This is a genomic window from Sphingopyxis sp. GW821-FHT02C12 (assembly GCF_059421785.1).
The window spans coordinates 2639409-2664936 of the sequence record NZ_JBWKVQ010000001.1 but is presented as its reverse complement, the minus strand read 5'-3'; the positions used below and the strand labels follow the sequence as shown (position 1 = coordinate 2664936).

The 25528-nt window shown below is 67.4% G+C and carries 19 protein-coding genes and 1 pseudogene; 8 read left to right on the top strand and 12 right to left on the bottom strand.

Annotated elements, in window-relative coordinates:
* Positions 1-14 precede the first annotated feature (14 nt).
* Both ptsP and nagE read left to right on the top strand, forming a co-directional pair.
* Positions 15-2501, top strand: coding sequence for a phosphoenolpyruvate--protein phosphotransferase (ptsP, locus tag AC07U1_RS12790; RefSeq protein WP_495176260.1), 2487 nt, complete (start codon positions 15-17; stop codon positions 2499-2501).
* Positions 2501-4183: an N-acetylglucosamine-specific PTS transporter subunit IIBC gene (gene nagE / locus AC07U1_RS12785; protein WP_495176261.1), complete on the top strand. Its 1683-nt coding sequence runs from the start codon at positions 2501-2503 to the stop codon at positions 4181-4183. Before ptsP ends, nagE begins: the two co-directional genes overlap by 1 nt.
* A gap of 92 nt (positions 4184-4275) precedes the next feature.
* On the opposite strand, the gene AC07U1_RS12780 is transcribed toward nagE, so the two are convergent.
* Complete coding sequence (locus tag AC07U1_RS12780) at positions 4276-4725, bottom strand: glycoside hydrolase family 16 protein (RefSeq protein ID WP_495177456.1); 450 nt, start codon at positions 4723-4725, stop codon at positions 4276-4278.
* Positions 4641-5114, bottom strand: a pseudogene (locus tag AC07U1_RS12775) (glycoside hydrolase family 16 protein); the annotation flags it as partial. The pseudogene AC07U1_RS12775 and the gene AC07U1_RS12780, both read right to left, overlap by 85 nt.
* 95 nt (positions 5115-5209) lie before the next feature.
* Here AC07U1_RS12775 and AC07U1_RS12770 point away from each other — a divergent pair.
* The 3 genes from AC07U1_RS12770 (at position 5210) to AC07U1_RS12760 (ending at position 8735) form a co-directional block, all read left to right on the top strand.
* On the top strand, positions 5210-5734 hold the full coding sequence (locus AC07U1_RS12770; protein ID WP_495176262.1) for a carbohydrate binding domain-containing protein: 525 nt from the start codon (positions 5210-5212) through the stop codon (positions 5732-5734).
* Positions 5735-5825: 91 nt separating this feature from the next.
* Entirely contained in the window at positions 5826-6833 is a 1008-nt protein-coding gene (locus AC07U1_RS12765) for a histone deacetylase family protein (RefSeq protein ID WP_495176263.1), read from the top strand.
* Positions 6834-6947: 114 nt separating this feature from the next.
* Positions 6948-8735: an arylsulfatase gene (locus AC07U1_RS12760; protein WP_495176264.1), complete on the top strand. Its 1788-nt coding sequence runs from the start codon at positions 6948-6950 to the stop codon at positions 8733-8735.
* 164 nt (positions 8736-8899) lie between these two features.
* On the opposite strand, the gene AC07U1_RS12755 is transcribed toward AC07U1_RS12760, so the two are convergent.
* A complete protein-coding gene (locus tag AC07U1_RS12755) occupies positions 8900-9817 on the bottom strand; it encodes a formylglycine-generating enzyme family protein (protein ID WP_492738936.1) in 918 nt (305 codons plus the stop codon).
* Positions 9814-10431 (bottom strand): TetR/AcrR family transcriptional regulator, encoded by a 618-nt coding sequence (locus AC07U1_RS12750; protein ID WP_492738938.1) that lies wholly within the window; start codon positions 10429-10431, stop codon positions 9814-9816. Before AC07U1_RS12750 ends, AC07U1_RS12755 begins: the two co-directional genes overlap by 4 nt.
* Positions 10432-10555: 124 nt before the next feature.
* Between AC07U1_RS12750 and AC07U1_RS12745 the strand changes: the two genes are divergently transcribed.
* The 3 genes from AC07U1_RS12745 (at position 10556) to AC07U1_RS12735 (ending at position 14431) form a co-directional block, all read left to right on the top strand.
* Positions 10556-12202 (top strand): sulfatase-like hydrolase/transferase, encoded by a 1647-nt coding sequence (locus tag AC07U1_RS12745; RefSeq protein WP_495176265.1) that lies wholly within the window; start codon positions 10556-10558, stop codon positions 12200-12202.
* Between the two features lie 107 nt (positions 12203-12309).
* The gene (locus AC07U1_RS12740; RefSeq protein ID WP_492738942.1) at positions 12310-13806 is read left to right on the top strand and encodes a carotenoid oxygenase family protein; all 1497 of its coding nucleotides are present in this window, start codon (positions 12310-12312) and stop codon (positions 13804-13806) included.
* Positions 13807-13894: 88 nt separating this feature from the next.
* Positions 13895-14431, top strand: coding sequence for a DUF7010 family protein (locus AC07U1_RS12735; RefSeq protein ID WP_492742888.1), 537 nt, complete (start codon positions 13895-13897; stop codon positions 14429-14431).
* Positions 14432-14434: 3 nt separating this feature from the next.
* On the opposite strand, the gene AC07U1_RS12730 is transcribed toward AC07U1_RS12735, so the two are convergent.
* The 8 genes from AC07U1_RS12730 to AC07U1_RS12695 all read right to left on the bottom strand — a co-directional run bounded on the left by AC07U1_RS12730 (position 14435) and on the right by AC07U1_RS12695 (position 25448).
* Entirely contained in the window at positions 14435-15733 is a 1299-nt protein-coding gene (locus AC07U1_RS12730; RefSeq protein WP_495176266.1) for a sugar MFS transporter, read from the bottom strand.
* A gap of 51 nt (positions 15734-15784) precedes the next feature.
* Positions 15785-18271, bottom strand: a complete 2487-nt coding sequence (locus AC07U1_RS12725) for a glycoside hydrolase family 3 protein (protein ID WP_495176267.1) — start codon at positions 18269-18271, stop codon at positions 15785-15787.
* 88 nt (positions 18272-18359) lie between these two features.
* Positions 18360-19553, bottom strand: a complete 1194-nt coding sequence (locus AC07U1_RS12720) for an MFS transporter (protein ID WP_495176268.1) — start codon at positions 19551-19553, stop codon at positions 18360-18362.
* Positions 19546-20604 carry a LacI family DNA-binding transcriptional regulator gene (locus AC07U1_RS12715; protein WP_495176269.1) on the bottom strand — a complete coding sequence of 353 codons (1059 nt, stop codon included), beginning with the start codon at positions 20602-20604 and terminating at the stop codon, positions 19546-19548. Before AC07U1_RS12715 ends, AC07U1_RS12720 begins: the two co-directional genes overlap by 8 nt.
* 73 nt (positions 20605-20677) lie before the next feature.
* Positions 20678-22174, bottom strand: coding sequence for a tryptophan halogenase family protein (locus AC07U1_RS12710; RefSeq protein WP_495176270.1), 1497 nt, complete (start codon positions 22172-22174; stop codon positions 20678-20680).
* Entirely contained in the window at positions 22171-23202 is a 1032-nt protein-coding gene (locus AC07U1_RS12705; RefSeq protein ID WP_495176271.1) for a cupin-like domain-containing protein, read from the bottom strand. Before AC07U1_RS12705 ends, AC07U1_RS12710 begins: the two co-directional genes overlap by 4 nt.
* Complete coding sequence (locus AC07U1_RS12700; RefSeq protein ID WP_495176272.1) at positions 23195-23914, bottom strand: SapC family protein; 720 nt, start codon at positions 23912-23914, stop codon at positions 23195-23197. The genes AC07U1_RS12705 and AC07U1_RS12700 overlap by 8 nt, the downstream gene beginning before the upstream one ends.
* Positions 23915-23924: 10 nt before the next feature.
* The gene (locus AC07U1_RS12695; protein ID WP_495176273.1) at positions 23925-25448 is read right to left on the bottom strand and encodes a tryptophan halogenase family protein; all 1524 of its coding nucleotides are present in this window, start codon (positions 25446-25448) and stop codon (positions 23925-23927) included.
* Positions 25449-25528 lie beyond the last annotated feature (80 nt).

The following is a 25528-nucleotide window of genomic DNA, read 5'->3' as shown; positions in this document are numbered from 1 at the left end:
TTGAGGAACCGCCGATGAGCCTGATCGTCACCTCGCCGCTCAGGGGTTGGGTCTCGGCCCTCGACGGCGTTCCGGACCCCGTCTTCGCACAGCGCATGATGGGCGACGGGGTAGCGATCCAGCCGCTCGGCGACACCGTCGTAGCGCCGTGCGACGGCGAAGTGACGACGCTCCATGCCTCGGGCCATGCGGTCGCGCTGCGCAGCGCCGAGGGCGCCGAACTGCTGATCCATATCGGGCTCGATACGGTGATGCTGAAGGGCGAAGGCTTCACCCCGCTGGTGTCGGTGGGGCAGATGGTGTCGCGCGGCGACCCGCTGATCCGCTTCGACATGGACGCCGTCGCGATCGCCGCGACGAGCCTGATCACCCCGGTCCTCGTCACCAATGCCGAGGCCTTCACGATCACGAAGCGCACCGTCGATGCGGCGGTCGGCGCGTGCGAGGCGCTGATGACGCTGGTCCCGGTGCAGACCGATGCGCGCAAGCGGTCGGACGACGGGACACTGATCGAGCAGGCGGTGACGCTGTCGCTGCCGCACGGCATCCACGCCCGCCCCGCCGCGCGGATCGGCGAAACGGTGCGCGGGTTTGAGGCGGACGTTCACCTGCTCCACGGCGACACGCGCGGCAATGCGCGCAGCACCGTCGCGCTGCTCGCGCTCGGCACCAGCTTTGGCAGCGAGATCGTCGTGCAGGCGCGCGGCGACGATGCCGAGGCGGCACTGGCGGCGGTCGTCGCGTTGCTGGCGACCGACATGGGCGAAGGCGCGCGCGCCGCCCCCGCTCCAGTCGCAGCACTGCCAACAGCGCTGGCCGAGGGGCGTATCGGCGGCGTGATCGCCTCGCCCGGCCTCGCCATGGGTCCGGCTGTGCGGCTGCACCGCGCCGAGATCGCGGTCGCACGCGAAGGAACCGGCGCCGTCGAGGAACGCGCCGCGCTGATCGCCGCGCGAACCGATGTGCGCGGGCGGATCGCCGCACGTGCCGAGGCCGCAGGCGGCAGCGTTGCGGCGGTGATGCAGGCGCACCTCGCGCTGATCGACGATCCCGAATTGCTGGGCGCCGCCGAGCGGCGCATCGCCGACGGCGCGAGCGCGGGTTTCGCGTGGCGCGGCGCGGTCCATGACCAGATCGACGCGCTGCGCGCGACCGGCAACGCGCATCTGATCGAACGCATCGACGATCTGGTCGACATCGAACGCCAATTGCTGTCGGCGCTGACCGGCACCCCGAGCGAAGCCGAGACGATCGCGCCGGGCGCGATCCTGGTCGCCGACGAGCTGCTGCCGTCGCAGTTGATCGCGCTGTCGGCGACGGGGCTGGCCGGCATCGCGCTGTCGCGCGGCGGGCCGACGTCGCATGTCGCGATATTGTGCGCGGGCATGGGGCTGCCGTCGCTGGTTGCGATGGGGGAGGCGCTCGATGCCGTCGAGGATGGCCATTTGCTGTTGCTCGACGCCGAAGCGGGCCATGTTAACAGTGTTCCGTCGGCTGCCGATACCGAGGCTTTCACGCGGCGCCTGACCCAACGCGCCGCACGCCGTGAGGCCGCGCGCGCCGCCGCCGCCGAGGCGTGTCACAGCGCCGACGGCACCCGGATCGAGGTCTTTGCCAATATCGGCACCGTCGACGATGCGGTGTTGGCCGCCGCACAGGGGGCCGAGGGGTCGGGTCTGGTGCGCAGCGAGTTCCTGTTCCTGGGCCGCGACGCAGCGCCGTCGGAGGATGAGCAGCACGCGGCCTATCAGGCGATCGCCGACGCCCTCGCCGGCAAACCCGTCATCATCCGCCTGCTCGACATCGGCGGCGATAAGCCCGCCGCATTCATTCCGATCGGGCCCGAGGAAAATCCGGCGCTCGGCCAGCGCGGCATTCGCGTCGCGCTCGCGCATCCTGATCTGCTCGAAACGCAACTCCGCGCGATCCTGCGCGTCGAGCCCGTCGGCCAGTGCAGGATCATGATCCCGATGGTCGCGAGCCTCGACGAACTGCGCGCTGTGCGGGCGCTGGTCGACACGCTGCGCGGCGCGATGGGCATCGTCGCTCCGGTCGAGGTCGGGGTGATGGTCGAGACCCCCGCCGCCGCGATGACCGCCGACCTGCTCGCCGCCGAGGCCGATTTCCTGTCGATCGGCACCAACGACCTGACCCAATATGTGCTGGCGATGGACCGCGGCAATCCGGCGGTCGCCGCCGGAGTCGACGCGCTGCATCCCGCGGTGCTGCGGATGATCGGCGAGACGTGCCGCCTTGCCGCGACCCATGGCCGCTGGGTCGGGGTGTGCGGCGGGCTGGCGTCGGATCCCGCGGCGCTGCCGATCCTGATCGGGCTGGGGGTGACCGAAATATCGGCGGTGCCGGGCTTCGTCGCCGAAGCCAAGCAGGTGGTGCGCCGACTGACGCTGGTCGAGGCGCGCGCGCATGCCGACCTGGCGCTGCAATGCAAATCGGCGGCGGACGTGCGCGCGCTGGCCCGCGCGTTCGAGGAGACACGGTGATGCGGAAAATTCTCGAAACGCTCCAGCCGCTCGGCCGCGCGCTGATGCTGCCGATCGCGGTGCTGCCGGTGGCCGGCCTGCTGCTGCGCATCGGCCAGGACGACCTGCTCGACATCGCCTTCATCTCGGCGGCGGGGTCGGCGATTTTCGCCAATCTGGGGATATTGTTCGCGATCGGCGTCGCGGTCGGCTTCGCGCGCGACGGCAATGGCGCCGCGGCGCTCGCCGGGGTCACCTGTTACCTCGTGACCGTTACCGGGGCGCAGACCTTCATGGTTGCGCCGCCGGATATCGGCGTCGGATTGCCCGACGCGGTGGCGGGGCTGGCGGCGAAGGACTGGGCGTTGAGCCAGATCGACAAGCTGGAGGTCCCGATCGGCATCTTGTCGGGGCTGATCGCCGGCAATTTCTACAATCGTTTCGCGACGATCGCGCTACCCGAATATCTCGCCTTTTTCGGCGGCCGCCGCTTCGTGCCGATCGCCAGCAGCGTCGCCGGACTGCTGCTCGCGGCGGTGATCGGTTATGGGTACGCGCATATCAGCGGCGCGATCGACAGCGCGAGCCGCACCGTGGTCGAAAGCGGCAGCGTCGGACTGTTCCTCTATGGCGCGCTCAACCGCCTGCTGATCGTCACCGGGCTGCACCATATCATCAACAACGCCGCCTGGTTCGTCGTCGGCGATTTCAATGGGGCGACGGGCGATCTCGGTCGTTTCTTCGCGGGCGATCCCAAGGCCGGTGCCTTCATGTCGGGATTCTTCCCGGTGATGATGTTCGGCCTGCCCGCCGCGTGCCTCGCCATGTATCACGAGGCGCGGCCCGAACGGCGCAAGGCGGTCGGCGGCATGCTCTTCAGCCTCGCCTTCACCAGCTTCCTGACCGGGGTGACCGAGCCGATCGAGTTCACCTTCATGTTCGTCGCGCCCCTGCTCTATGCGATCCACGCGCTGCTGACGGGGGCCTCGATGGCGCTGATGAACGCGCTCGACGTGAAGCTTGGCTTTGGCTTTTCGGCGGGATTGTTCGATTATGTGCTGAACTTCGGCCTCGCGAAGAACCCCCTGTGGCTGCTGCCGATCGGCGCGACTTACGCGGGGATCTATTACGGGCTGTTCCGCTTTTTCATCCGCCGCTTCAACCTGGCGACCCCGGGGCGCGAGACGGGCGAGGTCGCCGAGACGGCGACCGCCTCGGCGGGCAGCGCACGCGGGCGGGCCTTTGTCGCGGCGCTCGGGGGAGCGGGCAATCTGACGAGCGTCGACGCCTGCACCACCCGGCTGCGGCTGATCGTCGCCGACAGCCATGCGGTCGACGAGGCAGCGCTATCGGTGCTTGGCGCGCGCGGGATCATCCGCCCGTCGGAGAAGGCCGCGCAGGTCGTACTCGGCCCGATCGCCGATCTGGTCGCGGAAGAGATTCGCGGGGCGCTGGCGGCCGGCGGCACGGCGGCAGCGATGGTCACCGCGACACCGGCCGGCCGGCCCGCGGACGCGGTGCTGCCCGCCGCGATCCTCGATGCGCTGGGCGGCGCGGCGAATGTGCGCAGCGTGCAGGCGCTGCACGGGCGGGCGCGGGTCGAACTCGCCGATCCGGCGCGGGTCGACGAGCCGGGACTGGCGCGCGTCACGCGCGGCGTCGCGCGGCCCGGCGACGACGTGCTGCATATCCTGCACGATTAGGGTTCCGCCCTCCTCTTCCCGGAGGGCATGGAAGTGGCGGCGCGGCCTGACTGGACTATAGGACCGCGCCGCCACGCTTTCTCAACAGCTTGTCATTCGGCGGGCGCGGCCCCGCGCACCGCCTGACGATAGATACGGACATGTTCGATCTCGAACTGCACCGGGAAGATCGCATCGTCGACCGCGCCGCCCATGACGCCGCCGATCGCGAGATTGAGCAGCAGATAATGCGGCTTGTCGAACGGCCATTGGTCGTCGCCCGTGCCGGCGTTGGCATAGCGGTGATAGGGCTTGCCATCGACCGCGATGCGCAGTTCGCGCGGGGTCCACAGCAGTTGATAATCGTGAAAGGCGGTGCAGGCGTCGTCGACGCGGATCTTGTTGCCGTTACCCGACGTCCCGCGGTCGAGCGGTTGTGGATCGTGCCGAAGACGTCGCCGGGGGTGGTGCCGACATGCTCCATGATGTCGATCTCGCCGCCGTCGGGCCAGGGTGCGTTCGCGCCGAGCATCCAGATCGCCGGCCAGCTGCCCTGCCCGCACGGCAGCTTGGCGCGCACCTCGACCAGCCCATAGGTGAAGTCGGCCTTTCCCCTGGTGATCAGCCGCGCCGACGTATAGGCCTGCCCGCCATGGTCGGCGCGGTCGGACAGCGTCTCCTTGCGCGCGGTGATGATCAGCCGGCCACCTTCGACGCGGGCGTTTTCGGGCCGGTCCGCGGCGTAATATTGCAGTTCCTTGTTGTACCAGCCGATCTTGTTGGCGTGGGTGTCCCACACCCATTTGGCGGGATCGGGCGGACCGTCGGTGTCGAATTCGTCGGCCCAGACGAGTTCGTAGCTGCCCTTGGTAGCTGCGCCATCCTGCGCATATGTCGCGGGAGCGAGCGCGGCGCCCGCGACTCCCAGAGCCAGTATCGCCGCGATCCGCATGCCGATCCCCTTTTTCGTCAATTGGTATTAGATTGATATCTTACTTGTCTCTATAAGATCATGCAATCGACTCGTGCAAAATGGGGAGACTTGTCATGATTTCGATGCGTATCGCGCTGACTGCCGCCGCTCTGGCACTGACCTTTCCGCTTCAGGCCCAGAACGAAGCCGCGCCGCCGCCCTTGCTCAACGAGCCGACCGCAGGCTGGACCGTCTTCGGCCCCGGCCAGACCCACAAGGCGCGCAAGGACGGCGCGGTGCAGGGCGGCACGGCGATGCGGGTGACGATCGCGGCGAAGCCGGCCAATGCGTGGGACATCGGCGCGTCGGTGCCGATCGACAAGCCGATCGCGCGCGGCGACAAGTTGATCCTCGCGCTGTGGGTGCGGATCGCCGACGGCGAGGCCGGCGACATCGGCGCCGCGATCCAGCAGAATTACGCGCCTTATGCGCCGATCGTCGCGGGCCGCGTGCCGGTGACGAAGGACTGGGCGCTGGTCCATATCAACGGCATCGCCGCCGCCGACCATGCGGCCGGCAAGGCCAATGTCGCGCTGACGCTGGGCGACGGCGCACGGACGATCGACCTTGGCCCGGCGTTCGTGATGAAGACCGACTAGCCCGGCGGGTGCCGCCGCCTTTGACTTGTCGGGCCGCCGGCCTAGGTTCGGGCGGACCGTCAGGACGGCGGCGCGGAAGGACGGGCCAGAGGTGAAACTTTTCTTCGACGACCGGCAGACGGCGCACGCGCCGACGCGCGAACTGCACAACGGCGAATTCGTACCCTATGCCGAGAATATCGCGCGGCCGCGGTCGATCGTCGCGGCGCTGGCGGACTGGCAGCCGGTGCGCGATTTCGGGATGGCGCCGCTCGCCGCGGTGCACGACGCCGCCTATCTCGCCTTCCTCGAACGCGCTTATGACGGCTGGCTCGCGGCGGGACGCACGGGCGATGCGATCGGTTACAGCTTTCCGGTGGTGCGGCGGCGGCCGCTGCGCTTCGACCGCATCGACGCCGAGATCGGTGCGTACAGCTTCGACGCTTCCACCCCGATCGCGGCGGGGACCTGGCAATCGGCATACTGGTCGGCGCAATGCGCGCTGACCGCGCTCGACCGGCTCAAGGAAGGCGACCCGCATGCGTTCGCGCTGTGCCGCCCGCCGGGGCACCATGCCGGGCGCGACTATATGGGCGGCTATTGCTACCTCAACAACGCCGCGATCGCAGCACGTCAGGCGCAGGTGCTGGGGCTCGGCCCGGTCGCGATCCTCGATGTCGACTATCATCATGGCAATGGCACGCAGGACATCTTCTACGCCGACGGCGACATCTTCTTCGCCTTGATCCACGCCGATCCGGTCACCGACTATCCCTTTTTCTGGGGCCATGCCGACGAGCGCGGCGAGGGTGCGGGCGAAGGCGCGACGCTGAACCTGCCGCTGCCGCGCGGGACCGATGGCGCGGCGTACCGTCCAGCGCTCGATACCGCACTGGGCGCGATTGCCGACCGGCGCGCGCGCTGCCTGATCGTCTCGTTCGGCGCCGACACCTTCAGCGGCGATCCGATCTCGAGCTTCCGGCTCGAACGCGCCGATTATGGCGACATGGCGCGGGCGATCGCCGACCTTGGCCTGCCGACTTTGGTGGTGATGGAAGGCGGCTATGCGGTCGGCGACCTCGGCGTGAATGTCGCCGCGTTCCTGGCGGGGTTCGATTAGGTCCTCTCATATCTTTGGAACAGGGAGGATTTGAAGGATCGATTGCGGCTGTGAATATATTGGCATACCATGTGTCAATATATCGGAGGGGGATTCGCGATGAAGAGGCGGGGAATGGCGGCACTGGCCGCCGCGTTGATGCTGGCGCCGGTGCAGGCGGCCCCTGCCCCCTCTCCCGCCCCGAAGCGTCCCAATATCGTCATCCTGCTCGCCGACGACTGGGGTTTCAGCGACGTCGGGTCGTTCGGCGCCGAGTTCGCGACCCCCAATATCGACGCGTTGGCCTATGCGGGCATGCGCTTTTCGAATTTCCACGCCGCCGGAAGCTGCTCGCCGACGCGGGCGATGCTGCAGACCGGGGTGATGAACCACCGCAATGGCCTGGGCAACATGCCCGAGACGATCCCCGACGCGCATCGCGGCCAGCCTGGGTACGACACGGTGATGAACCATCGCGTCGTGACGATCGCCGAACTGTTCGGCGCGGCGGGATACAACACCTATCTGACCGGCAAATGGCATCTGGGGAGCGACGCGACGCGCCTGCCCGAGGCACGCGGTTACAATCGCGCCTTCAGCCTCGCCGATGCCGGTGCCGACAATTTCGAACAGCGGCCGATCGAGGGCATGTACGACACCGCCGCCTGGACCGAGAATGGCAGGCCGGCGACGCTGCCGAAAAACTTCTATTCCTCGACCTTCGTCGTCGAGAAGATGATCGATTATATCGACGCCGATCGGGCGAGCGGCAAACCCTTCCTCGCGTCGATCAATTTCCTCGCCAACCATATCCCGATACAGGCGCCCGACAGCGACATCGCGCGCTATTCGGCGATGTACAAGGACGGCTGGACCGCGCTGCGCGAAGCGCGGGCGAAGCGCGCCGCGGCGCTGGGCATCGTCCCCCCGGGCGCGCCGATGTCGACGATGGCGACCACCCCCGACTGGGCCAAACTCGACGCCGAGGAGCGCGCGGCGGCGGTGCGGGTGATGCAGGCCTATGCCGGCATGGCGACCGCGATGGACCGCGAGGTCGGGCGGCTGGTCGACCATCTGGAGGCCAGCGGCCAATATGAGAACACGATTTTCGTCTTCCTGTCGGATAATGGCGCCGAGCCGATCAACCCGTTCAGCAGCACGCGCAACCGGCTGTTCCTGAACATGCAGTACGACACCGCGACCGCGAACATCGGGCGGCGTGGCAGCTTCGCCGCGATCGGCCCGGGCTGGGCGAGCGCGGCGGTGTCGCCTTTGTCGGGGTATAAGTTCAGCGCGACCGAGGGCGGACTGCGCGTGCCGCTGATCGTCGCCTGGCCCGGCCATGCGAAGATCCGCGCCGGCGCGATCAACGGCGGGCTGGCGCATGTCACCGACATATTGCCGACGCTGGCCGAACTGGCGAGGGTGCCCGGGCATGGCGGCAGTTGGAAAGGCCGCGCGGTCGAGCCGGTGACCGGCCGCAGCCTCGTCCCGATGCTCGGCGGCGCGGCGGGCAGCGTGCATGGCGACGATCCGCTGGGGTATGAGCTGTCGGGCAATGCCGCGCTGTTCCGCGGCGACTACAAGCTGGTGCGCAACCTGCCGCCGACCGGCGACGGCAGCTGGCGGCTGTACGACCTGAAGAGTGATCCGGGCGAGACGAAGGATTTGTCGGCGGCGATGCCCGACCGGTTCAGGGCGATGATGGCCGACTACCGCGCCTATGCGAAGGCCAATGGCGTGCTCGACATGCCCGCGGGCTATACCGCCGATGCGCAGATCAACGCCTATGCGTGGGAGAAGCAGGGCAAGAAGCGCGCGATCAAGGCCGGGCTGTGGCTCGGCGGCGGGATCTTGGCGATCGTGGCGCTGATCTGGGGCTGGCGGCGGCGCAGGCGGGTTCGGACATCGGGTTCGCGCTGAATCCGGGAGGTCCTGCCTTCGTCACCCCGGGCTTGACCCGGGGCCTGCCTTGTCTTTGATCCGACGGCGACAGAAGGAAGGCGGGTCCCGGGTCAAGCCCGGGATGACGATGAAATGGAATGTCCGCCCCGGTTAGCGACCCGGCGCGGTCGCGCGCTACCCAATTACCCCGTCGGCGCCGGGCGCGCCGTGTCGATCAGGCGGAAGCCGATGTGGTCGGTGCCCAGCGAGCGTTCCTGGAACTGGCGCGCGGCGGGGCGGTAGCGGGCGCAATAATTGGCGGCGCACAGGAAGCTGCCGCCCTTGATGACATTGCTTTCGTCGTCGATCGCGCCGGTCGTCCATTCCCAGACATTGCCGATGAGGTCGTGCACCCCATGCTTGTCGGCGGCGAAGCAGGCGACGGGGGCGCGGCTGGTGAAGCCGTCGGTGCCCATGTCGCGGACCGGGAAAACCCCCTGATAATAATTCGCCTGCGGCTTGCCGTCGACGATGGGGACATTGCGGTCGGCGCCCCCGGTCGCGGCGGCGAGTTCCCATTGCTCCTCGCTCGGCAGCGCCTTGCCCGCCCAGCGGGCGTAGGCGAGCGCGTCGTCATAAGCGATCTGCACCACCGGTTCGCGGTCGCGGCCGTCGATCGCGGTGTCGGGTCCGGCGGGATGGCGCCACTCGGCGCCGACGACCCAGCGCCACCAGTTGGGATTGCCGTCGGTCGGCGCGGTGAACACCGCACCGCCGGGCACGAGCATGTCGGGCGGCGCGCCGGGCAGTGGCGGCGGGTCGCGTTCGGCGATGGTCTTGTAGCCGGTGGCTTTCACGAAGGCGGCGAATTCGCCGTTCGTCACTTCGTGCGTCGCCATCCAGAAGCCGGCGACGGTCACCGGCTTTTCCGGCCCCTCTTCGGGCAGATGCGCGTCGGCGCCCATCGCGAAGGTGGCGCCGGGGATCCAAACATAATCCGCCTTCGGCATCGCGGGGCAGATCGGCGTCGAAGTCGCCGCGACCTTGTCGGCGGGCTTGTCGCCGCAGGCGGCGAGCAACCCGGCCAGTGCGAGCGATCCGGTCAGGACGGCCCGCTTCATCGCACCGCCCCCGCGATCAGCGCTTCGACCATCTGCGCGACGACCGCCCCGGCTTCGTCGACCAGCAAGCCCTGGTCGTGGCGCAGCGCGCGCCAGGTCTGGAACGACAGCGCGACGCACAGAGCCTCCCGGCCGACGCGGTCGGCGATCATGGTGTCGGGGAGCAGGCGGAACAGGAGATCGCGTTCGAGCGCGACGACCTGGCCATATTGTCCCATCAGGAACGGCGACTGATAGCGCTTGATATTGGCGGCGAGGCGGAAGGGCAGCATCGTTTCAAAGACGCGCGCACGCCGTGCCGCGAGGTCGCGCACATCGGCACGCCAGTCCTTGCCCGCATAAGGCGCGACGACGATCGGCATCACCCGCTCGGCGATGGTTTCGGACATTTCGCGGTAGAGCGTATCCATGTCGTCGAACTGGCGGAACACGGTGCGCAGGCCCACCCCCGCTTCCTCGGCGACGCGCGCCGCACTCGGCGACAGATCGCCGCGGTCGATGAGGTCAAGCATCGCGGCGACGATGCGCGCGCGGCTCGACCGGCTGCGTTCGCGGCGGCCGTCGACCCGCGGCGCGGCGTCGGCGTCGATCCTGGCTTTGGTTTTCGTTGCCATGGCGTCCCCGCTGGCCCAGCTTGACGCCCGGGTCAATGCCGCGCCGAACGATCTTGCATGGCGCATCATATAATGACACATATAGTGCCATAACATCGACGACAACCGTGGAGCGGGTGGGGCTATGAAGAAAAGATGGGCGGCGCTGAGCGTGCTCGCGCTGTTGGGAGCGGGCGGATATTGGGCGTATCAGGCGAACAGCTATCGCCTGCCCGGGCTGGTCCAGGACTGGCGCGACCCCGTGCAGCCGAACCATGTGGTGACATGGGCCGCGGGACCTGCGGACGCACCCGCCGCCCCGCCGGGAACGAAACGGCCGCCGAACATCATCCTGATCGTCGCCGACGACCTGGGGTTTAACGACATCAGCCTCAACGGCGGCGGGGTCGCCGGCGGGATCGTCAAGACCCCGAATATCGATGCGCTGGCACGCGAGGGGATGAATTTCACCACCGCCTATGCCGCCAACGCAACCTGTTCGCCGTCGCGCGCGGCGATGATGACGGGGCGCTATCCGACGCGCTTCGGCTTCGAATTTACCGCCGTGCCGGTCCAGTTCGCCGAGAATCTGGCGCATGGCGACGCGATCGGACCGCTGCGGCCGGTGTTCCACAAGGAGCTGATCACCCCCGACATCCCCGACTATCCCGACATGGGCGTTCCCGCGAGCGAGGTGACGATCGCCGAGGCGGTAAGGGCGGCGGGCTATCACACGCTGCATATCGGCAAATGGCATCTGGGCGAGTCCCCGACCCTGCAACCGCAAAACCAGGGCTTCGACGAAAGCCTCGCGGTGCTTGGGGGGGCGGCGATGTTTTTGCCGGAGGATGACCCTGAGGTTGTCAACGCCAAGCTGCCGTGGGACCGCATCGACCGCTTCCTGTGGGCGAATTTGCGCCATGCGGTGAGCTTCAACGGCAGCAAAAGATTCCACCCCAAGGGGCATATGACCGATTATTTCGCCGCAGAGGCGACGAAGGCGATCGAGGCGAACAAGAACCGGCCTTTCTTTATGTATCTGGCCTTCAACGCCCCGCACACCCCGCTGCAGGCGACGCGCGCGGAGTATGACCGACTGCCGCAGATCAAGGATGAGAAGACCCGCGTCTATGGCGCGATGATCGCGCAGCTCGACCGGCGGATCGGCGACGTGATGGCGAAGCTGAAAGAGCTGGGCATCGACGACAATACGCTGGTGATCTTCACCAGCGACAATGGCGGCGCCTGGTACACCGGGATCGACCGGCTGAACGCGCCCTATCGCGGGTGGAAGGCGACCTTTTTCGAGGGCGGCATCCGCACCCCCTTTTTCATGCGCTGGCCAGGGACGATCGCGCCGGGGTCGACGCGGGCCGACCCGACCGGTCACCTCGACATCTTTTCGACGATCGCGGCGGTCGCCGGTGCGAAGCTGCCGGCCGACCGGGTGGTCGACAGCGAGGATATATTGGCGGGTCCGGCGAAACGGCAGGCGCTGTTCTGGCGCTCGGGCGACTATCGTGCGGTGCGCGCGGGCGACTGGAAATTGCAGGTGACGAAGCGGCCGGCGAAGACGCGCCTCTATAATCTCGCGGCCGACCCCACCGAACAATTCGATCTTTCGGCGCACGAGCCGCAGCGCGTCGCCCAGCTCAGCGCGATGCTCGAGGCGCAGAACCGGGGCATGGCGAAACCAATCTGGCCGGGCCTGATCGAAGGCCCAGTGCGGATCGACGTGCCGCAGAACGCGCCGTGGAAAGACGGGCAGGATTATGTGTACTGGACGAATTGATGCAGTCCCCTCCCCCTTGATGGCGCCGCTCTCGTCGATCGCCTGAGTTTGGACTATGATGCCGCCGCGACGCGGCGACGCCTTGCCCGCGCCGAAGGAGTCATCGCATGACCGCCGAGCTCGTCGAGACGATCCAGTCCACGATCCAGCCGAACGACCATCCCTATATGCAGGGCGCATGGCGGCCGACGTTCAACGAATGGAACGCGATCTTCGCCAATGGCGATGCCGAGGTGATCGGCACGATCCCCGCCGACATCGACGGCGTCTATGTCCGCACCGGCGAGAATCAAGTGCATGATCCGATCGGGCGCTATCACCCCTTCGATGGCGACGGGTTCATTCATGCGATAAGCTTCAAACAGGGGCGTGCGAGCTATCGCAGCCGCTTCGTCCGCACCAAGGGGTTCGAGGCCGAGAAGGAAGCCGGGCGTTCGTTATGGGCGGGGTTGATGGAGCCACCGCACAAGTCGACGCGGCACGGCTGGGGCGCGCAAGAGTGGCTGAAGGACAGCAGTTCGACCGACGTTACGATCCATGCGGGCAAGATCATCTCGACATTCTATCAGTGCGGCGAGGCGTATCGGCTCGATCCGTTTACGCTGGAACAGCATGGCACCGAAAGCTGGGTACCGCTCGACGGCATTTCGGCACATTGCAAGGTCGATCCTGCGACCGGCGAACTGATGTTCTTCAATTACTCGAAGCACGCGCCGTACATGCATTATGGCGTCGTAGGCGCGGACAATAAGCTGAAGCATTATATCCCGGTGCCGCTGCCCGGGCCGCGCCTGCCGCACGATATGGCGTTCACCGAAAACTACGCGATCCTCAACGACATGCCGCTTTATTGGAGCCCCGAGCTGCTCGAAAAGCGGCTCCACGTCGTGCAATTCCACCCCGACGAAAAAACACGTTTCGCGATCATCCCCCGCCACGGGAGCCCCGAGGACATCCGTTGGTTCGAGGCCGAACCGACCTATACGCTGCACTGGCTGAATGCATGGGAGGACGGCGACGAGATCATCCTCGACGGCTATTATCAGGAAGAGCCGATGCCGAAATCCTATCCGAATGCCCCCGAGGGGTTCGAACGGATGATGGCCTATCTCGACCAGGAACTGCTCAAGCCGCGCCTTCACCGCTGGCGCTTCGATCTGGTGACGGGCGAGACGAGCGAAGAGCGGCTGGACGACCGCAACCTCGAATTCGGGATGTTCAACCAGCGCTATGCCGGCAAGCGCTATCGCTACGCCTATAGCGCGATCCCCGAGCCGGGCTGGTTCCTGTTTCGCGGGCTGGTCAAACACGACCTTGAGGCGCGGACGAGCGAGCAATATGAATTTGGTCCCGGCCGTTTCGGCAGCGAGGCGCCCTTCGCACCGCGGATCGATGCGAAGGACGAGGATGATGGCTATCTCGTCTCCTTCATCGCCGACCTCGAAACCGACCAGTCCGAATGCGTGCTGATCGACGCGAAGAATATCGCGGCGGGCCCGGTGTGCCGGATCATCCTGCCCGAGCGCATCTGTGCCGGCACCCACAGCGTGTGGGCGAACGGCGACGATATCGGCATGGGCGAAAACGATATCCTCGCCGCCTGACCTCGCCTTGTCGCGCGGCCTGAGCCAAGCCCGTTGAAACGGTGCGCGTTTCCCCGTAGCGCCGGATCCACAGTCAGAGGAGGCGAACATCGACATCGGTCAGGCACAGGATGAATTGCGCAGCGGCTATCTGGGCGGCGCGCCCGGGGTTTTCGTTTCGGGGCTGGCCTGGCTCGCGGCGGACGTCGCCTGGTACATCTGGGGCGGCTTTTACGCCTATGTCGCGATCTTTGTCGGCGGGATGCTGATCTTTCCGCTGGCGCTGCTGATCGCGCGGGCGTTTCGTGCACCCAAGGTGTCGAAGGGCAATCCGCTGTCACTGCTCGGGTTCGAGGCGACCTTTCCGTTGTTCGCGGGTCTGCTCATCGCGTTCGGCCTGCTGCCCGCGTCGGAGACCTTCGCCTTTGCCGCGCTCGCGATCGTCGTCGGGGCGCGCTATTTCGTCTTTGCGACGCTCTATCGCGACCGGCTCTATTGGGCGCTTGGCGGCGCGATCTTCCTGATCGGCACCGGCTTCGCGATCCAGGCCGAGGCGCTGCCGGTCCATATCACGCTGGCGGTCGGCAGCGTCGAATTGCTGTTCGGCGCCTGGCTGTTCACGCGGTGGAACGCCGCCACCGCGTGACCGTCAAGCGGTCGCCTGGCGTGCCGCCCACAGCCCGAAACCGGCGATGATCGCATAGCAGACCAGCGGCACCGCCAGCGCGAGCCGGATGTCGATATCGGCCACCGTTCCGAACAGGAACGGCACGATCGCGCCGCCGATGATCGCGGTGCATAGGATGCCCGACCCCTGCGGCGTCCGTTCGCCCAGCCCCTCGGTCCCGAGGCTGAAAATCGTCGGGAACATCAGCGAATTGCAGAAGCCGACGAGGATCAGCGCCCAGCCCGACAGCGCGCCCGTCGTCACCGCCGACAGGATGATCAGCGAAATCGCCCCCGCCGCAAAGGTCGCAAGCACGCGCCCCGGCTTTGCCAGTCGCAGGATGAAACCGCCGAGCAAGCGGCCGATGAGCGCGCCCAGCCAGTAGAACGCCACCAGCTTGCCCGCGGCCTGAAGCCCCAGTCCCATCACGCTGGGGTCGCCGAGATAGGCGATGAGGTTCGAACCGATCGCCACTTCGGCGCCGACATAGACGAAGATGCACAGCGCGCCGAGCTGGACGCGGCGGTTGTGGGTGAGCAGGCCCCACGTGCCCTCGAGCTTCACGTCGCTCGCCTTGGCGTGGTCGAGCGCCGACCGGAACATCCAGAACACCGCCGCGATCACCAGCATCAGCACGCCGAGCCACATATAGGCGGTGCCGATCGACGCCCCCTCGGCGACGCGATAGGCCTGAATTTGCGCCTCGGTCGCGGTCTCGGCGTCGATCGGGGTTGAATCGCCAAGCAGAAAAGATGCGCCGCCATAGACCATCGCGAACACGCCGACGGAATTGAACGCCTGGGCAAAGGTCAGGCGGCTGTGCGAGGTTTCGATCGGCCCCAGCGTGGTGATCACCGGGTTCATCGCCACCTGCAGAACCGTGATGCCGGCGCCGATGCAGAACAGCGCGGCGAGGAAGCCCGGATAGGACGCCGCCGCCGACGCGGGGATGAACAGGAAGGCGGCCGCCGCCACGATGACGAACCCGAGCACGAAGGTGCGGATATAGCCGAGCTTCGACATGATGATGCCGGCCGGGATCGAAAAGGCGCCATAGGCGATGAAAAACGCCATCTGCACCAAATTCGCCTGCGCATGCGTCAGGTGGAACATCGGCTTGAACTTGCCGACCAGCAGGTCGTTGATGTTGGTTACCCCGCCCAGCAGGAAGAACACCGCAAAGGCGAGGATCAGCACCACCAGCGCGCCGCCACCACCCTTGCCCGTTTTTTCGACCATGTTCGGGTCCGCACTCGTCGCGACGTTCGGCGCCAATGCCATCTAAGCTCTCCCCATTTTATCGGACTTACGCCAACCCGTGTACGGGTCTGGTCACTTTCCCCGGGGCGGACAAGGCAGATTCTCGCCGACCGCCTCGACATTCGTATGCAGCAGCGTTGCCGCGAAACCCTTGTCGGCCTGCACCGCCACGGCTGCGCCGACGCGCGTCAAATCGGCGCCGGCGTCGGCGAAGCAACGCAGCGGCACCTTTATCGTCGACACCTGCCCCTTCGGCGCCGCGGCGACAAGCGCGCTGATGTCGAAGGGGATGTTCGCGAAGGACAGTTGCACCGGCCCCGTGCCCACCGCATCGATCCGCCAGTCGATCCGCACCGCGAAGCTGTTGTTCAGCTGGCGCGACAGGTCGGCGTTCGGCCCCGACAGGCTGAACGATCCCGGGCCGGTCCAGGTGAAGCTTTTGCCGTCCTCCTGCGCCGCGACATCGACCGAGCGCGACGCGACATGGCCATAGGGGCTGGCGAGCGGCGGCGAGGCCACCGGTCGCGCGCCGCCGGCATCGGTCACCGACAGCAGCCACGGCGCCCGCGCGCGGCCACCGGCGAAATATTTCTCGACATTGAGCGCCGCGCCGACGTCGATGCCGAGGTCTTCGGAGAGCGGCGGCACCGGTTTGGTCTCGCCATATTTCAGGCCATAGCCTTCGGCGAACACCGGCTTCTTCACCGGCGAGGCGGCATCGGCGGGCCAGGCGAAGGGCAGCACGCCGGAGAAGCCGTGCGCAGGCTTGCCGGTCTTGCCCGCGACGAGGACGTCGGCAACGCCTGCGCCTTGCGACCCCGGCAGCCAGCCCGCGACAAAGGCGTCGGCGGCATTGATTTCGGGGTTGGTGAACATCGGGCGGCCCGAGAGGAACAGCGCGACCACCGGAATACCCGCCGCCTTCAGCTTCCGGAGTGTCGCCAAGTCATTCGCCTCGTTCGGCTGGTAATCGAGCGTCGACACGTCGCCCTGAAATTCGGCATAGGGTTCCTCGCCGAAGACGACGATCGCGACGTCGGGCTTGTCCTTGAAGCTGCCGTCCTTCGACAGCGCGGCGGCGCCACCCGCCTCGCCGACCGCTTTCTGCAACCCTTCCCAGATCGTCTGGCCGTTGGGGAAGTCAGCGTGGGTGACGTCGGTGCCCTGCCAGCTGATTGTCCAGCCGCCCGATTGCATCGCCATATTGTCGGCGCCGGGGCCGGTCACGAGGACGCGGGCGCCCGCCTTGATCGGCAGCACGCCGCCATTGTTCTTGAGCAGCACCAGCGACTTCGCCACCGCCTCACGCGCGACCGCGAGATGCGCGGGGGCGCCGACCGCGGCAAAATCGCCGCGGCCGCCATGATCGGCGTCGAACAGCCCGAGCTTATATTTCACCCGCAGAATGCGGCGCACCGCATCGTCGAGGCGCGCGGCGGAGATGGTGCCGTCCTTCGCCTGTTTGACCGTGGTTTCGTAGAGGCCCTTCCAGCTGTCGGGGGCCATGAACATGTCGAGCCCGGCGTTGATCGAGGCGGGGCAGTCGGTGACGCTGCACCCCGCGACCTGGCCATGGCCGTTCCAGTCGCCGACGACGAAGCCGTCGAAGCCCATTTTCCGCTTGAGCGCGTCGGTGAGCAGCCCCTTGTTGCCGTGGTGCTTGATCCCCTGCCAGCTTGAGAAGCTGGCCATGACGGTGAGCGTGCCGGCGTCGATCGCGGCGGGATAACCCATCGCGTGTTTGGCGATCAGTTCCTTTTCGTCGACCCTGGCGTCGCCCTGATCGCGGCCGCCGTCGGTGCCGCCATCGGCGAGGAAATGCTTCGCGGTCGCCGCGACATGCGCCTTGCCGACCACCTTGCCCGCGACGAGCTGGCCCTGCAGCCCGATGACCATCGCCTTGGCATAGTCGGCGACGAGCCTGGGATCGGCGGCATAGCCTTCGTAACTGCGGCCCCAGCGCAGATCCTGCGGCACCGCGAGCGTCGGGGCGAAGGTCCATTCGATGCCGCTGCCAGCGATCTCGGCAGCGGTGACCGCGCCGATGCGCTGGATCAGTTCGGGGTCGCGCGTCGCGCCGAGCGCGATATTGTGCGGGAACAGCGTCGCGCCGGGGATATTGTTGTGGCCATGGACGGCATCGACCCCGAAGATGATCGGGATGGCGACGCCGTTCGCCTGCGGCTTCAGCGACACCGCGCGGAATTCGCCGACCAGCTTGGCCCAGTCGGCGGCGCTTGAGCGCTCATTGCCGTTCGGACCGCTGTTGCCGCCCGCCAGAATCGAGCCGAGCGGGTAGGTTTCGAGGTCCTTGGGCGTGATCGTGCTGATGTCGCCCTGGACGAGTTGGCCGACCTTCTGTTCGACCGTCATCTTCGCGAGCAGCGCGTCGATGCGCTTCTCCGTCGCGGCGTCGGTGATCGCGGCCGGGCTTTTCGCCGCCGGCCAAAGGTCGGGATGGACCGTCGCGGCGTCCGCCGCACCGGTCTGTGCTGCCGCTGCGCTGGCCGTGCCCGCCAAAAGGAGCGCCGTCGCCATCGCGATTGCAGGTCGCCGCATATTCTCTCCCATTCCGCTTATGTGAACGTTATCAAACATCCTCTCGCATAGCGGGTGAATGAAATCAAGCGCCTGTTTGATTGCGCTATCAGCGCAGGCGCGGCATCGTGGCGAGCAGGACGACCGCGATGCTCGCAAAGGCCGCGAGCAGCAGGAACAGCGCATCGAAGCCGAAACCCGGGACCAACGAAATGGTGAGCCAGGGCATGATCAGCGACGGCACGGTGTTGGTCAGGTTGAACAGGCCGAGATCGCGCCCGCGCCGGTCGGGGCGCCGGAGCACCCGCAGCGTCTGGCCGCTGTGCAGCGACAGGAAGATCGTCGCCGCGACCCCGAAGACGACATAGGCGAGCTTGGCCGCCAGCAGTGTTTCGGCCAGCGCCATCCCGGTGAGGCCGAGCGTCAATATGCCCGTACAGATCGCTAGCGGCAGGATCGGGCGGTCGGTGCGGTCGGCCCAGCGGCCGGCGAGCAGCGCCATCGGCACCGCGATCGTCAGCACGAGGCTGAACAGCTGTGCGGTCTCGCTGTCGGTGATCGTCGGCTCGATCGAGCGGAACCAGAAGAAGAGATAGGCGAACAGCGCCGCCTCGGCGATCTGGACGAGCAGGCGCGCGCTCCACATGCGGACGACGATCGACCGGGGCCGCGGCGTGCCGGTTTCGGGTTCCGGGGTGCCGGGTCGATTGAGTTCGGGAAAGGCGCGCGGCCGGCCGAGCAGCAACACGGGCAGTACCGCGCCGGCGACCAGCACCGCGACGAGCGCGAGGCGGCCGTCGGCGTCGGCGAGGCCCGGCAGCGTGACGAAGGCGCAAGAGACCGCGCCGAGCGCGGGCGAGAAGGCGAGCAGCCCGCCGAGCAGCCCCTTTTGCTGGTCGGGGACGCTATCGCCGGCCCAAGCCGCGAGCGGGGCGAGCATCATGTTGAGCGCGAGCTGCCAGCCGATGATGATCGCGATCAGCGACGGCACATCCTTCGCCAGCGGCACCGCGAGCAGCAGCGCGATCGTCAGCAGCAGGCCCGCGGTCACCCAGCCACGGCGGTTGCCGGTGCGATCGCTGAGCCAGCCGAACAGCACGCCCCCCGTACTCGCCGCGATCGCGCCGAAGAAGGTGACATAGCCGAGCGCCTGAATGTCGTTCGTCCCCGCGAGCGCGGTCATCCGCACCGGCAGCAAGATGGTCAGGAAGGGCACATAGGCGATCGCACCGCCGGCGGCGGCGAGCGCGTAGAGCAGCAGGAACCCGGTCGACTGGCGGCGCGGTCCGGCGTCCTCAGCCATTCGCGGACGGCGCCGCGGTCGAGCCGCGCTCGATCAGGCTGCCGTGAACGACGGTCGGCGCGGTGGGGCGCGGTTCGCCGCGCTGGGCGGCGATGATCAGTTCGACCGCGCGCGACACCGTCGCGGCGATCGGCTGGTCGACCGCGGTCAGCCCCGGCGGGGTGAAGCGGATGATCGGGGTGTTGTCGAAGCTGATCAGCGACAGGTCGCGCGGCACGTCGAGACCGCATTCGCGCGCCACGCCAAGCGTCGCGAGCGACATCTGGTCGTTGCTCGCGATGATCGCGGTCGGGCGGTCGGGAAGCGCGAGCAACTGCCGCGCCGCCGCCTCGCCCGATGCGGCGCTGAAATCGCCCTCGGCGAGCAGATCGTCGGTCGGCAGGCCGGCAGCGGCCATCTCGGCGCGCCAGCCGTCGATGCGCCAGTGGCTGAGGTCATATTCGACCGAGCCCGAGATGAAGCCGATGCGGCGATGGCCGAGAGCGGCGAGATGGCGGGTGGCGAGCGCCGCCGAGCCTTCGTCGTCCATCGTCAGCGCGATCCCCGCATCGCCGCCGTGCGAGCCGATGCGCGCGAAGGGGATCTTCTGCTGGTGGAGCAATGCGACGATCAGCGGATTGTCCGAATGCGGCGGGGTCAGGATGACGCCGTCGGGCTGGAGCGCCGCGATGATCGCGCGCAGTTCGCGCTCGACATGGTCGTTGTGGGTGTCGACGAGTTCGAAGATCATCCGGTACCCGAGCTCGGCGCATTTGAGCATGCCGCCGAACAGCATCTGGTCGACCCAGTCGGTGCCTTCGCGCGCATTCCAGTCGGCGATGGTCCGTTCGCGGTCGTTGATCGCGAGGATCAGATAGGATCGCGAGCCGCTCATCCGCTGCGCCGCGATCGACGGGACATACCCCAGCTTGTCGATCGACGCCTGGACGCGCTCCTTCATCTCGGGCCGGACATTGGGTTCGTTGTTGATGACGCGGCTCACCGTCTGCAGCGACACCCCCGCATCGGCCGCCACATGTTTGATCGTCACCGACTGCCGCCGACGCCCCATTATATCGTCCGATCCCCGCTAGCTGCGCAACGCGCCCTGCTAGCGACAACTTCGCCGCATGGCCAGACGCGCATCATGCCGCCTGCGGCACCGCGGCGCCGCAATAGCGCGCGACATAGGCGTGATGCTCGGGCAGCTTCGCCACCGTGTCGCGGACATTGTCGCGGATGCCGCCGAGGAAGCGCGCCAGTTCCTCGTCGCTCAGCTTGGTCGCGATCGGATGATGGCTCTGCGGCGCGACCCCCTGCCCCATCATCACCTGGACCCAGCTGTTCTCGGCGAACAATTCCTCATTCTTGCGGAAGACGCGGCCGGTTTCGCGGAACAGCTCGATCTTTTGCGCGAGACTGTCGGGGATCGGCATGTCGGCGCATTGGCGCCAGAAGGCGCTGTCACGCCGTTCGGTCGCCTTATAATGGAGGATCAGGAAGTCGCGGATCTGCAGATTGTCCTGCATCTGCTGATCGTTGTACTCGGCAATGTCGCGTTCGCTGACCTTGCCGAGCGGTAGCATGCGGATGAAGCGCAGCACAGCGCGCTGGATCAAATGGATGCTCGTCGATTCGAGCGGTTCCGTGAAGCCGCTCGACAGCCCGACCGCGATGCAGTTGCGATACCATTGGCGGCGGCGCACCCCGGTGGTGAAGCGCAGGAAATTCGGCTCGGTCAGCGCCTCGCCCTCGATATTGCCGAGCAGCCGGTCGAGCGCTTCGTCCCGGCTCAGATAGCGGCTGCAATAGACGAGGCCGTTGCCGGTGCGATGCTGGAGCGGGATGCGCCATTGCCAGCCCGCATCATGCGCCATCGCGCGCGTATAGGGCACCGGTGGGCGGACGTTCGGGGTCTGGAGCGCGATCGCGCTGTCGCACGGCAGCCAGTGCGTCCAGTCGTCGAAGCCCGCGTGGAGCGCGCCCTCGATCAGCAGCGCGCGGAAACCGGTGCAGTCGAGGAACAGGTCGCCTTCGATCCGCCGGTCGCCGTCGAGGACGAGCGCCGCGATGTCCCCGCTTTCGCTGTCGAGTTCGACGCGCGCGATCTTGCCCTCGACGCGCTTCGTGCCGTCGCCCTCGGCCATCTGGCGCAGGAAGCGGGCGTAAAGGCCGGAGTCGAGTTGATAGGCATAGTTGATGCCCTCGTTCGGCAGGTGCGCGAACTTGCCTTCCAGCGCGGCGACGAGTTCCATGCAATAATCGTCGTAGCTCTGCTCGTGCCCGCGCGTCTTGCCGTGGAGCCAGAAATGCTGGAATCCCGCCGACCAATGGTCCTTGCCGGTCAGCCCGAAGCTGTGGAAATAGCGGTGGCCCGGCTGCTTCCAATGATCGAACAATATGCCGAGCTTGAAGGTCGCCTGCGTCGCGCGCATGAAATCGGCCTCGTTGATCCCGAGCAGCCGGTTATAGTTGACGAGCGGCGGGATCGTGCTTTCGCCGACGCCGATCGTGCCGATCGCTTCGGACTCGACGAGCGTCAGATCGACCGCGTTGCCCATGGTGCGCGCGATCGCGGCGGCGGCCATCCAGCCGGCGGTGCCGCCGCCCGCGATGACGATGCGTTGTTTCTTGTCGGTCATCGGCTCAGGCTCCTCAGGAGGAAGGCGCGGAGGCGCCCGGCGGTTTCGGGGGTCAGCGGCGCGAGGATGCTGCGTGCCGCCTCGGGGATATGGTCGGTGACGTCGGCGCCATTCTCGAACACATAATGGTCGAACAGAGCGCGCCAGATCGCCTTGTCGGCGTCGGGCAGGTCGCGGATCGCGAGGATCGCGTGGTTGAGCGCCTCCTGCGGCTGGCCGAGCCACGCCGGGGTGCTGCGCCACCAGTAATTGACGAGGATGTTGAAGGGTTCGAGCCCCTCGACATGGTGCCACCACATCGACGGGATAAAGAGCGCGTCGCCGGGGTCGAGCTCAACGGTCATCGCGTGCGCCATCGCCTCGACGAAGCGCGGGTGGGCGGCGAGATCGGGCGCGCCGAAATCGACCATGCTGACCGCGCGCCCCGCCGGGGTGTTGTCGATCGGGCCGAGATAGAGGTTGGCGAACTGGTCGGGCGGAAACAACGTGAAGCGGCGGCGGCCCGCGGCGCAGCACGCGAGATTGTCAGGAAAGTCATTGTGCGCGGCGATCCGCGTCTTCGTCCCGATCCAGATGCTCTTGAGCGGATCGCGGGCGCCGAGGTCGATCGGGTTGGCGGCGTCGAGGCCGTCGAAATGCGCCGGAATGTCGATCGAGGCGAGATAGACGGTGCGCGCTTCGCCGCGCTTCTCCGCCGTGTCGATGCCGGCGAAGATGTCGGGCAGCTTGCCGGTGCCCGAACGGAAATTCATCGCCATGTCGGCGTCGTAGAACAGCCGTCCGTCGTGCCCCGGCGCGCCGATCGACACCGCGAAGGGCCGGTCGCGCGCGTGGTCGAGCAGATAGCGCCGCGCGTCGCGCGCCGAGCGCTTAGCCGCAGCGACCAACGGCCAGTCGGCGATAAGGCCGCGCAGGACAAAGGGCTCGCGCGCGCCTTCCAGCAACGCGTCGAGCCCCGCCCCCTTATCGCATAAGCGCTCGGGCACGCGCGCCAGGCGGTCGTATATCGCGCCGTCGCGTTCAGCCATGGCCGAGCCTGCGGTTCTTGCGCGCGATCAGCGGCGCGAGCTGGGCAAGCGAGGCGAGCGCCATGAAGATCGGCATCAGATGCCCGGCGGCGTGGAGCTTGCCGATCGTGTCGGCATCGAGCGCCTGCAACTTCGCCTCGTCGATGATATGGAAACCGACGAGCGAGTTTACCGCGCCGTCGTCGAGCGTCACCTCGAGCGTGAAAGGTTCGAGCAGGTCATGGTCGCGCAAGGCCGCGAAAAAATCGCCGCTGGCGCGATACCCCTCGTCGAGCGCGCCGAGCTTTTCGGCGATATCCTCGAGATAAGGCGTTGGCTGGCCGTCGGCGTCGAACAGCCGCACCCCGTCGCCGCCGTCCGCAAGGCGCGGGTGATCGAGGTCGATATGCACCTGCCCCGGCCCGTCGCCGTTCGCCGGGCGGCCGACAAGAAAGGGCTGGATCGCGGCCGACAGCGGGCGATAGCGGGCGTCCCAGCAGGTGCCGTCGAGATAGAGATTTTCGCCCGGCTCGAACCCGAACAGCGCCATCGCGATAAACGCCTCCTGCCCGGTCTCGCGGCGGAACAGGATCGGATAATGCGCCTGCACCTGGCGAAATTCGCTCGGCACGGTCAGCGTCGCCATCACCGCGTCGCCAAGGTCGGCGCCCGCGTCGGTGCGGACGCGCAGGTCGCGGTGGCTGTTGGTGTCGAGCGCGGCGTGCCTGGTCATTCGGGGTCCTTCATTCCGCCGCAGTGGCGGTGGCGGTGAGTGCGTCGAGATAGTCGCGATTGGTCGGCAGCGCCGAGGCGAGCGAGCGGGCGCGCTGGCGCTGCTCGGCGAGCGCCGCGACCGCGCGGTCGCTGGCGACGAGGTCGGGAGGGATCGGATAGCCCATGCCGTAGAGGATATATTGGTGGCTTTCGGCCGAGAAAATCTCGTCGACCTGCGGGAAATCCCAGGCCGATGGCGGCTGCTCCTGCCACAGCGCCAGCATATCGGTGAGGCGTTGCGGGACCGACGCGGGGTCACGCTGCGCCAGCCAATAGGGCTCGGGGCGCTTGCTCAGCACATAATGGAGTTTGAGGAATTCGACGATGCGATCCCAGCGATAGCGAAAGAGCGTGTTGAACCGCCCGGCGTGGATCGGCATCGCCGACGCGCTGGCCGGGAAATTGTCGATCAGCGCGTTCAGCGACAATTCGATCAGCACGATCGCCGAGGCTTCGAGCGGTTCGATGAAGCCCGCCGACAGGCCGATCGCAACACAATTGCCCTGCCAGAAGCGCGCGCGGTGGCCGGTCGGAAAGCTCAGGCGGCGGACCGGTACATCGGGCGCGCCCGGCAGGACCCTCGCAATATAGGCGCGCAGTTCGGCCTCGGCCGCGTCGTCGCCCAGGAAGCGGCTGGCATAGACGCAGCCGATGCCGCGCCGGCCCGGCAGGCCGATGTCCCAGATCCATCCCGCGCGGTGCGCGGTCGAGATCGTCTGCGAGGCGATCGCGCTGCCCTCGGCGACGGGCACCTGCACCGCGAGTGCGCGGTCGTTGAACAGGGTGTCGCTGCGGTCGATCCATTCGACGCCCAGTTCGCCGCCGATCAGCAGCGCGGCGTGCCCGGTGCAGTCGAGGAACAGGTCGCCCGCTATCTCGCCATGCGCGCGGATGACGACCGCCGCGAGGGTATCGCCCTCGCCGCGCGTCACCGCGGTGACATGATCGGCAATGTGCCGGACGCCGAGCCGCCGCGTCGCATGATCGCGGAGCAGCGCCGCGAATTTTCCGGCATCGAGATGATAGGCGTAGTTCGCCGCGCCCTGATAATCGGGCATCGCGCGCTGGCGCGGCGCGAGGTCGAGGTCGAGGTCGCAGACCGCGGCCTGCGCGGTCATCGCGGCGCCGAAACGCCTGTCCGCCGCCGTCGCCTGCCAGGCGGCGAGCAGTTCGCCGGTCGGCAGCGCGGGCGGCGCGGTGAAGGGGTGAAGGTAGCGATCGTCTGCCGCACCATCAACCCAGAAGTCGAAGCGCGATCCCTGTTTGAACGACCCGTCGCACGCCGCGAGGAATTCACCCTCCGGAATCCCGATCGCGGCCAGCGTCGCGCGCATCGTCGGCCAGGTGCCCTCACCCACCCCGATCGTCGGAATGTCGGGTGCTTCGATCAGGGTCACGTCGAGCGTAGGACGCGCCGCGGCGAGCCGCGCGGCCGCCAGCCAGCCAGCGGTGCCGCCGCCGACAATGACCACCCTCTCGACCGTTTTTGCCATTGGGAACGTTCCTAAGCCACTCGCCGGCCCGCGTCACGCAAAAGAGCCGCGCCCCGATTGGAAGCGCGGCTCTCTCGCCA

Coding starts and splice junctions, on each gene's coding strand:
- ptsP (WP_495176260.1), top strand. CDS start 15: ATGAGCCTGATCGTCACCTCGCCGCTCAGGGGTTGGGTCTCGGCCCTC.
- nagE (WP_495176261.1), top strand. CDS start 2,501: ATGCGGAAAATTCTCGAAACGCTCCAGCCGCTCGGCCGCGCGCTGATG.
- AC07U1_RS12770 (WP_495176262.1), top strand. CDS start 5,210: ATGATTTCGATGCGTATCGCGCTGACTGCCGCCGCTCTGGCACTGACC.
- AC07U1_RS12760 (WP_495176264.1), top strand. CDS start 6,948: ATGGCGGCACTGGCCGCCGCGTTGATGCTGGCGCCGGTGCAGGCGGCC.
- AC07U1_RS12755 (WP_492738936.1), bottom strand. CDS start 9,817: ATGAAGCGGGCCGTCCTGACCGGATCGCTCGCACTGGCCGGGTTGCTC.
- AC07U1_RS12750 (WP_492738938.1), bottom strand. CDS start 10,431: ATGGCAACGAAAACCAAAGCCAGGATCGACGCCGACGCCGCGCCGCGG.
- AC07U1_RS12745 (WP_495176265.1), top strand. CDS start 10,556: ATGAAGAAAAGATGGGCGGCGCTGAGCGTGCTCGCGCTGTTGGGAGCG.
- AC07U1_RS12740 (WP_492738942.1), top strand. CDS start 12,310: ATGACCGCCGAGCTCGTCGAGACGATCCAGTCCACGATCCAGCCGAAC.
- AC07U1_RS12730 (WP_495176266.1), bottom strand. CDS start 15,733: ATGGCATTGGCGCCGAACGTCGCGACGAGTGCGGACCCGAACATGGTC.
- AC07U1_RS12725 (WP_495176267.1), bottom strand. CDS start 18,271: ATGCGGCGACCTGCAATCGCGATGGCGACGGCGCTCCTTTTGGCGGGC.
- AC07U1_RS12720 (WP_495176268.1), bottom strand. CDS start 19,553: ATGGCTGAGGACGCCGGACCGCGCCGCCAGTCGACCGGGTTCCTGCTG.
- AC07U1_RS12715 (WP_495176269.1), bottom strand. CDS start 20,604: ATGGGGCGTCGGCGGCAGTCGGTGACGATCAAACATGTGGCGGCCGAT.
- AC07U1_RS12710 (WP_495176270.1), bottom strand. CDS start 22,174: ATGACCGACAAGAAACAACGCATCGTCATCGCGGGCGGCGGCACCGCC.
- AC07U1_RS12705 (WP_495176271.1), bottom strand. CDS start 23,202: ATGGCTGAACGCGACGGCGCGATATACGACCGCCTGGCGCGCGTGCCC.
- AC07U1_RS12700 (WP_495176272.1), bottom strand. CDS start 23,914: ATGACCAGGCACGCCGCGCTCGACACCAACAGCCACCGCGACCTGCGC.
- AC07U1_RS12695 (WP_495176273.1), bottom strand. CDS start 25,448: ATGGCAAAAACGGTCGAGAGGGTGGTCATTGTCGGCGGCGGCACCGCT.